This window comes from Pseudomonas sp. R5(2019) (assembly GCF_009905435.1).
Classification (GTDB): domain Bacteria; phylum Pseudomonadota; class Gammaproteobacteria; order Pseudomonadales; family Pseudomonadaceae; genus Aquipseudomonas.
On sequence record NZ_JAAAMT010000024.1, the window covers coordinates 69762 to 79284 of the forward strand.

General features: G+C 60.5%; 3 protein-coding genes. All 3 read right to left on the reverse strand.

Annotated features, from left to right (window positions below; all coding sequences use genetic code 11):
- Nucleotides 1-20 precede the first annotated feature (20 nt).
- The 3 genes from recD to recC are packed head-to-tail and all read right to left on the reverse strand — an operon-like array spanning nucleotide 21 to nucleotide 9270.
- Nucleotides 21-2105, reverse strand: a complete 2085-nt coding sequence (gene recD, locus GUY40_RS16680; RefSeq protein ID WP_166570009.1) for an exodeoxyribonuclease V subunit alpha — start codon at nucleotides 2103-2105, stop codon at nucleotides 21-23.
- Complete coding sequence (gene recB, locus GUY40_RS16685; protein WP_166570010.1) at nucleotides 2102-5797, reverse strand: exodeoxyribonuclease V subunit beta; 3696 nt, start codon at nucleotides 5795-5797, stop codon at nucleotides 2102-2104. Before recB ends, recD begins: the two co-directional genes overlap by 4 nt.
- Nucleotides 5794-9270: an exodeoxyribonuclease V subunit gamma gene (gene recC / locus GUY40_RS16690; protein WP_166570011.1), complete on the reverse strand. Its 3477-nt coding sequence runs from the start codon at nucleotides 9268-9270 to the stop codon at nucleotides 5794-5796. The genes recB and recC overlap by 4 nt, the downstream gene beginning before the upstream one ends.
- Between the last annotated feature and the right edge of the window lie 253 nt (nucleotides 9271-9523).

Consider the following 9523-nt stretch of genomic DNA (forward strand, 5'->3'; position numbering starts at 1 on the left):
CAGTTGCAGGCTTGAGCAGGTCAGAGCTGTTCCAGCATCAAGCCACTGAGACGTTTGACCTTGCGCCGCACGGCTTCCTCGAACACACCGCTGCGTGGCTCGATCAAGCTGAACCAGTGTTTGGCACGGGTAATGCCGGTGTAGATCAACTCTTTGGTCAGCACCGGGTTCAAGGCATCGGGCAGGATCAATGCCGTGTGCGCAAATTCCGAGCCCTGGGATTTGTGCACCGTCATTGCAAAGACGGTCTCCACATCGCTCAGACGGCTGGGCAATACAAAGCGCACTCCGCCCTTGCCATCGTTACGCGGAAACGCCACCCGCAAGACGTGCCGCTCAGCACCCTCGCCGTCGGGGAGACGCAAGGCAATGCCAATATCACCGTTCATCAAACCCAGACTATAGTCGTTGCGGGTCATCAGCACCGGACGGCCTTCGTACCACTGCTGATCGCCATCGATCAGCCGCGCTGCGAAGAGCACCTGGGTCACACGCTGGTTCAAGCCCTCCACACCCCAAGGCCCCTTGCGCACGGCGCAGAGCAACTGAAAGGACTCGAAGGCCTGCAACACCGAGCGCGCCCAATCACTCCAGCGGCTGTCTTCATAATGAAGTTGAGCGGGCGGTCGACCTTCCTTCAGCACACTCAGGTAATGACGATAACCTTGCCCGCCTTCGGTGCCACGCCCTAACCCTTGCAGCAGCAAGCGATCCAGCGCGCGGTCCTTTTCACCGCGCAGTGACAGGTTGAACAGATCGGTGTGGCTGCCTTCGACGAGCAATGCCCGCGCCTCCCCGGCCGCTTGCTGGTTGACCAATCGGGCCAACTGGCCGATTCCGCTGCCCTGCCCGAAGCGGCGGGAGTGACGCAGCATGACAACCTGCTGGGCCAAGGGATGCTTGTCGTCACTTCCCTCCTCCAGACCGCTTTGCGCGAGGCTTTCGCCGCTCACCTGCTCCAGCCATGCACGAGTCTGCGGACTATAGCGGCCGACTTCTGCATCACGGCACAAATCACCCAGCACGGCGCCGGCCTCGACCGACGCCAGCTGGTCCTTGTCACCCAGCAGCACCAGGCGCGCATGGGCAGGTAAGGCGTCCAGCAGGTTGGCCATCATCTCAAGGTCGATCATCGAAGCTTCGTCGATCACCAGTACATCCAGCGGCAACGGGTTGGCCGCATGATGGCGAAAATGCCGGGTTCCCGGCCGGCTGCCGAGCAAGCGGTGCACGGTGGTGACTTCGGTGGGGATTTTGTCGCGGACGGCCGAGGCAACCGTCAGTCCCTGCACCTGCTGGCTGATGGATTCGGTCAGGCGCGCAGCGGCCTTGCCGGTCGGTGCGGCAAGGCGAATCCGCAGCGGTGTGCCGACCTCGACTGCCGGTCCTTGAAGCAGGGCCAGTAAGCGCACCACCGTGGTGGTTTTACCGGTACCGGGCCCGCCCGTAATGATGCTGAAGGCACGCCGGGTGGCCAAGGCACACGCAAGTTTCTGCCAGTCGACCTGCGTTTGCGCGGTGTCGAACAATGCATCCAGGCGTTCGGGCAACTCGGCTGGAGGGGCTTCGCTGCTGTTGAGCCGGGCCCGCAAGGCGCTGTCGATACGCCGTTCGAATGACCAGTAGCGGCGCAGGTACAAGCGTGTTTGTGCCAGCACCAGTGGGCGCTGACGTGCGGCAGGGCTGTCGTCACTGGAAAGCGCCACCAGCGAACTGCTGGCCAGGGTTCGACGCCAGGTTTCAGTATCCAGGCTTTCGAGTAGCTGAGAAGGCAGCAACAGTGGGCCGGCCAATGCATCGCCCTCGGGTGGAAGGGACAAGGCGAAGTCCGGCTCGGCGAGGGTTTCACCCAGGTCCAGGCAAACGTGGCCGTGACCCAGTTGATGGCTGGTCAGCGCGGCAGCCAGCAGCACCAGTGAATCGCCCGCCGGATCGCGCTCGGCAAGGAAGGCGACAAAGGCGCGGTCCAGCGCCCTGAGCCAACCACGCTCGACCCAACGGTCAAGCAGGCTCAGCAAGTCCTGCCCATTCGAGAGCGGTGACAAGGCACTCAGCGACTCGGCATCCAGTGGTATCGGCAACAAATCGGCAAACGTGCGGCTCATACCAGCTCCCCTCCAAACAGATCCAGTTGCGGCGCGCGAGCCCCTCCGCTGAAGAGCAGGTCCAGCTGTTCGATGAGCTCACGCGAAGGACGGGCGAAATAAACGCCGTGAGAGGCCGCACGAATGCCGCGCATAAAGACAAAGACCGCGCCGCCGACATGTTGGTCGTAGTCATAGCCCGGCAACCGGGCCTTGAGCTGGCGATGCAGCGCCAGAAGGTAGAGCACGTATTGCAAGTCGTAGCGGCTGTCCAGGATCACGGACTCCATGGCCAGCTCGCTGTAGGCTGATTCATCAGGACCTAGCCAGTTGGATTTGTAATCCAGCACGTAGTAACGACCGTTGTGCTCGAAGGCAAGGTCGATAAAGCCCTTGAACATACCGTTCAGCTGCATGCTTTCAGCCGCTGCTCGGGCAACACCCTGATGGGTGTGCTCGCGCACCAGCGCATCCAGACGAGAAACATCGACATGGTGGCTGGCAAACCAGAACTCCATTTCAATCTGGTACTGGCTCAATCGGCCGAGTGCTACAGGCTCGTCGTTGTCTGCCAGTTGCAGCGAGGTGCTGAGCACGTCACCCAGCCAAGCCGTCAGTGTCGGAATCCAACCTTGCCAGCCGCGCCGGTTGCAGCGGCGAGCGACTGCATCAGCAATGCTTTGAGGGTCCGCTGCGATACGCTCGAAGCCTTCCTGACCTGCCCACTCCAGCAGGCCGTGGAGGAAGGTCCCCGGATTCGGCCCACGCGGAAAGTGATGGATATCGCCCGCAGTGGGCGCGACCTCACGCAGCGCCTGTGGGTCGGGGCGCTCATCGTCGAAGAGCTTTTGCGCCAAAGCACTGTCCGGAGCCTGATCACTGCCGGGGGCGATGTCTTCGCCAATCCGCAGTGCACTATAGGAGGCGATCCACCAGTTTTCGGCCGCGCGGCGTTTCGGCTGACGCGCCGGTAGCAGCTGCGATTCGTTGCGTGGGGGGGTATAGGGTTGAGCATTGGCCGATGGCAGTGCCCGGTGCTCGATCGCCGGGCTGCCTTGCTCCAGTGCCTGCAACCATCCGGTCAACGCTGTGGAATCGCTCAGTGCGGTGCCCCCGCCAAGTAAATAACCCAGCGCCGATTGGTGCAAAACCGACGCCTTGTTGCTGCCGCGCTTGAGGTCGGCCACCCCCAGCCAGCAAGCATGCCGTGCACGGGTCAGGGCGACGTAGAGCAAGCGCAAGTCTTCGGCGAGGCGCTCATCGTCGGCCAGCTCGATCTGCTCGTGGGTGGGAGTCAGGGTCATCGACAACCGGCCCTGTTCGTCATGCCAGCTCAGTGGCAATCGCTTTCCATCCACCGGCTTGAACGAACAGATGAAGGGCAGGAACACCAAGGGATATTCCAGCCCCTTGGACTTGTGGATCGTCACGACCTTGACCAGCTGTTCATCACTTTCCAGGCGCAGGATCTGCTCTTCGCCCGCCTGCCCGGAGAGCGTCAGGTGCTCGCTCAAATGCCGAATCAAGGCCTGCTCGCCGTCCAGTTCGGTGGCAGCCTGTTGCAGGAGTTCGCAAAGGTGCAGCAGGTTGGTCAAGACGCGCTCGCCATCGCTGCGCTGCATCAACGCCTTGGGCAAGGCGAAGTCGTGCAGCAGGCGCCGCAACATCGGCAGCACGCCCTGGCTGCGCCAGATCAGCCTGTAGTTGCGAAACTGCATGACCCGTTGTTCCCAGACGCGCTCGTCCTGGTTCAAGCGCTCCAACTCAGTGAGGGGGAGGTCGAGGGTAATGCTGGCCAGTGCGCCCTTGAGCAAGCGTTCGGCATCCGGTTCTGCGCAAGCCTTGAGCCAGGCCAGCAGGTCATGGGCTTCCTGGGCCGAGAATACCGAGTCCTTGTCGGACAGGTAAACACTGCGCACACCGCGGGATGCCAGCTCTGCGCGCACGACCTGAGCCTCTTTGCCATCGCGTACCAGAATGGCGATATCCGATGGCAATACACCCGTGAATACTCCGTCTGGGCGTAAAAAGCCGGCGCGGCCCTGCTGCCCACCGTTCAGCAAACTCACAATCTCGCTGGCACAACTGGCAGCCACATGCTGACGGTAAATGGTGCCGGACAACGGGTCTTCGCTCGTCAGCTGCCAGAGGTTCAAAGCAGCCAGCGGTTGGCCATCGACCTCCAATACTTCCTTGCGGCCTTGTGCCTTGACTGACACAAAGGGCACCGGGTTGTCCGGCCCTTGTCGAAACAAGAATGCCCCCCGCCCTTGTTCGCGGATTTCCGCTTGTGCGAACACATGGTTCACGGCTTCGACCATGGCGTGACTGGAGCGGAAGTTGGTGCCGAGGGTATGCAAACGCCCATGCGTCGACTGACGTGCTTGCAGGTAGGTGTGGATATCGGCGCCACGGAACGCGTAGATCGCCTGCTTTGGGTCGCCAATCAGGAACAGGCCAGTGCCGGAGTCGTTGTCCTGAATATGATAGATACGCTCGAAAATCCGGTACTGCACGGGGTCGGTGTCCTGGAATTCGTCGATCAGGGCGACCGGGAATTGCTCACGGATAAGCGTCGCAAGCCGTTCGCCACCCTCACCCTGAAGCGCGAAGTCAAGACGCACCAACATGTCGTCAAACCCCATTTCGGCCCGGCGGCGTTTCTCTTCTTCGAAACGTGCACCTACCCAGCGTGCGGCATGCTCAAGTACCGCGGCATCCGGAGTCGGGAGGGCCTGCAAACGCTCGGGCAAGGTAAGCATGGCATCCAGTGCCGGGTGCCGGGGCGGTTCCCCTTTCCACGCCTCAGCCATGCCTTGCGGAGTCAAACGGGTGAAGCCGGTGCCCAGGTCCAGATCCTGCTCGACGGGATCCTGTGCCCAGGTGCTCAGCTTTTCGCACCACGGCTCGAAATAGCGCGCCTGCATCTTGCGACCATCCACCGACTTGCTGCGCAACCCTTCATGACAGAGCTCACGCAGTTCAATCGCCCATTGTGCCCATGGCGCCTTGAGCGCCTGCAATACCTCGGCACGATCCCGCAATGCAGCGGCAATCAATTCACCGGGTTCTTGCTCCAGGGCCACCGGTTGCTGTTTACCGAACAGCGCCCTGACCCGCGGCAACAGTGCTGCCGGGCTGACCCAATTGGCCCTTACCCAGTTCAGCGACTCGCCTTCGAGTCCGTAGCAAAAGCGCCGCCAGTAATCGCGCAGCACTTCACCGAGCAAATCGCTGTGGTCGGTTTCCAGTGTCTGGGTGAACAGGCTGCCGCTGTCGAAGGCGTGTTCGCGCAGCATGCGCTGGCACCAACTGTGAATGGTCGAGACGGCAGCCTCATCCATCCACTGTGCTGCGACATCCAGGCGGCTGGCACAGCCAGCGTGATGCTCGGGTGCGAATTCATCGCGCAACTCGGCGATCAGTGAATCAGGCGCATCTATCTCGTCACGAAAATAGCGCGCTGCTTCCGCCAGGCGGCTGCGAATACGCTCACGCAGTTCCTTGGTCGCGGCATCGGTGAATGTCACCACAAGAATCTGCGGCGGCAGCAACTCTCGGCCAAAGCCGTTGGCGCCGCCATGGCCCAGCACAAGGCGCAGGTAGAGCGCAGAAATGGTGAACGTCTTGCCGGTACCGGCACTGGCTTCAATCAACTGGCTGCCGTGGAGGGGGAATGCCAGGGCCAACGGTTTGTTGGTGGTTGACGTCATGAACGGGCCTCCTCGGCACTCAGAGATTGCCAGGGGGCCTGGAACAGCGGGCGGTACAGACTCTCACACCAGCCTTCGAATTCTTCGGTTTCAATCAGCGCGGCGAAATCCGGGAACTGGCGTAGCAGCGCGGTATTTTCGCTACGCTCGCCGGCAGTGTTCTGCCCGTCACCGTCATAGGCCTTACTGGCTGCGGCCAGCGCTTTGTTCGGATCAATCTGGCCTAACCAGGCAAATGCCGTCTTGACCGCAACGGGCAGCGGCGCGTTCATGCCTGCCTGGCGGGCCAGCAACAGGTTGCTCAGCGTTTCCCGGGCCTCGTTCGGTTCAAGCGGGTCCAATAACAAGGTGTCGTCGCTGGCCACCAATGCGCTGGTCAAGGGTAGCGCCATGGCGCAGGCTGCCAGGTGGATGACCCATGTGGAAGTGAGCCGGTGCCACTTGCGCGATCGAGCCGAGCCAATGGCATTGGGGACGGTGACCACGCTCAACAGACCACCATCCTCGCATTGGTGCAGGCCACCCAACCACCCTTCCAGGGCAAGCTCACCGTGCTGGAAACTGATTGCCAGGGCGCTGTCCACGCGGGTCGGCCAAAGGGTCAGCAGCTGTTGATAGCGAGCCAGTAGATCCGGCAATGGTTCGATCAGCTCCGCTTGCAGGCACTCGCCAAATCCGGCCATGGGCAACAGGCCGCTACCTTGCAGGTGCAATGCCTGGGCTTTCAATGCCCCCTCACTGTCCTGCGGTTGCGCCAAGGCAGCTCCCAGCAAGCGTTCGCTCAATCCGTAGCGTTGAAGTGCATCCAGTTCGAACGGTTCTTCATCGGCCAGGGGTGCCTCGACCGACTCAAAAAAAACTTTCAGTCGTTGACTGAAAAAATGCCGGACCGGATGCCGCAAAAAGTCCTGAAGCTGATTCAAGGACAGTGGCTCTTCAGCTTCGTAAGGTTCGAGGGGCGTCACAAGGGGCTGGGGAGATTGCTCAGCGTGCAGAACCTGCCATTCGCTGGCATAGCTGATCAGGCCGCTGTCCTGATGGAAATAACGGGCACTGAACGGTTGCAGGGGATGTTCGACCGTCAGCGCGCGAAGCAACTGTTCCCCGGCAGATTCCTTGGCTTCAGCTCGCGCATTTACCAACTGCCAACCACCGGCCAAATGATCGCGTAGCTGACCTACCAATACCGATGCAGGACGCTCACTGTTGTCGCGAATACTGCGGCCAACCCAACTGATGTACAGCTGGTCGCGTGCCGAAAGCAGGGCTTCGAGCAGCAAGTAGCGGTCATCCTCACGGCGAGAGCGGTCACCGGGGCGGTAGTCACTGCCCATCAGGTCGAAGTCCAGCGGCGGCTGCGCACGCGGGTAATCGCCATCGTTCATGCCGAGCAAGCAAACCACTTTGAACGGAATCGCACGCATCGGCATCAGTGTGCAGAAATTGACTGCTCCCGCCAGGAAGCGTTGCGACAGGCGTCCCTGGTCGAGGCCGGCTAGCCAGGCTTCGCGCACGACTGTCAGCGGTAACGGATCGTTCAGGCCCACCGCCTCACAGGTTTGCAGCCAGTCTTCACGCAGGTCTTCGAGCTGTAGCAACAAGTAGTCGTCATGCTCGCTGTCGGCGAGAAAGAACAATTGCATCAATGCCTGCAATCGTTGGCCCCAGTGAACAGGTGTTGCTGGCAGTTGAAGCTCGTGATGCGCCACTTCAAGCGCATCCATCAAGGACACCAGTGGGCCGATGAGGGCTGCATCGAGACCGCCAATTTCGTCATAGGGCTCAATGCTGTCGCAGCTTTCACCGGTACCTACTGCATAGCCGAGCAACATGCGGCGTAACCCGAAACGCCAGCTGTTCTGCTCAAGCCCCTGCGGCAGCCCCAGGCCTGCACGTTGTTCGGCATTCAATCCCCAGCGAATACCAGCGCCCTCTATCCAGCGATGCAGGGTGGGCAGGTCACGCTCGTGGATGCCGAAGCGGCTCCGAATGGCGGGGACGTCGAGTAGATCAAGAATTTCACTGACGGGAAAACGGCTGTCCGGCAGTTTCAGCAAGTGCTCCAGTGCAATCAACAATGGATCACGGCCACGCTGGCCCTGGTCGGTGAGGGTGAAAGGAATGAAGCGGCGATCGTCTCGTTCGATCTGCCCGAAGACAGCGCGGATATGCGGTGCGTAAGCGTCGATCTGAGGCACCATCACAATCACATCGCGTGGCCGTAGCGCTGGTTCCGCGTTGAAGCGTGCGAGCAGCTGATCGTGCAGGATCTCGACTTCCCGTTGAGCGCTATGGGCGATATGGAACCGTACCGAGCGGTCTTTCCTTGGGTCGACTGCCGGCCATAGTTCGCGGGTTTCGCCCAATGGGCGCAACTCAAGGATATCGTCCTGCAATTGGTTGAGCAGGTTATGCGGCTCGCTTTCACTGAAAAGATCGATCCGCCCGTCACGAAATGCAGAACGGTAGCTGCTGGGGTCGTCGTAGCTGTCCAACAGGTTGATGTAGTCCCGCCCTTGCTTGCCCCAGGCTGCCAATAAGGGATGGGCATGCTGATGAAGGGTCGTGGCGTCGATCAGTGCCGGCGTGCCTTGCTTACGGGACTGGCGTTTGTACTGGTGACGCAGCAAATCCTTGTCGGCAACGATATCGGCCCAGTGATGGCGGCAAGGATTATGCACACACAGTAGTACCTGACTGAATCGAGCCAGGCCCGCGAGTGCCTCCAGCGCTTGGGCGGGCAGTGACGAAATCCCGAATACGATGACTCTCGACGGCAAGCCGACAGGTGCCTCGGTCAGAGTATTGATACGCTCGATAAAGCGCTGGTGAACACCGGCTCGGCTCTGAGCCATGTCTTGAACGCCGACATCCAGCAACAGCGCACGCCACAGCTCGGCTTGCCAGATGTTGGCTGGAAGTAATGGCTTGGCTTGGCCACGCCCATTTTGCATTTGGTGGCGACCGGCTGCCCAGTCTTCCAACCAATCGGCCCGGTAGACCTGATATTGGTCGAACAGGTCAGCCAACCGTTCGGACAGCTGGTAACGCTTGCGCAGATCACTGTCGTTGGTGAGAAAACGCTGCAATGGCTCGAAATGCGGTTGCCCGATCACTTGAGGCAACAGGCGCATCAAACGCCAGGTCAGAGGTGCCTTGTCCAGGAGGGAAGTTTGCGGAATTTCATAGCGTCCCAACACCATGCGGTATAGCTGCCACATGAAACTGCCGGGGAGCTGAACATCAATTGCCGCTGCGATACCGCAGCCGCCCTGATCGTCATCCTCTGGGTCTTCAGCCAGTGCCAGCTTCAACCACTGGGCGATACCGTTGCTCTGCACCAACGCAATTTCGTTCTCCAGCACCCTCAGGGGGTATCGCCGCATCCAGCTCACCACCAGGCTGCGTAACTCATCCAGACGGTTGCCATGTACCACCATGAAACCCGGCGTGAGTGAGCGTGCTTGCGGCATAAAGAAGTCCCTGGATGCGAGTGCTGTAAGGGGGAACCTTAGCATTATCAGGAGCTGATACGGCCGATGGCCGCTAAGGGAAAGGTTACCGTAGGTGTGCCGTCCGAGTAATTCTCAGGCGAAAAAACAAAACCCCTACCTGCGTACGCAGATAGGGGTTTCGGAATTTAATCTTGACGATGACCTACTCTCACATGGGGAAACCCCACACTACCATCGGCGATGCATCGTTTCACTGCTGAGTTCGGGATGG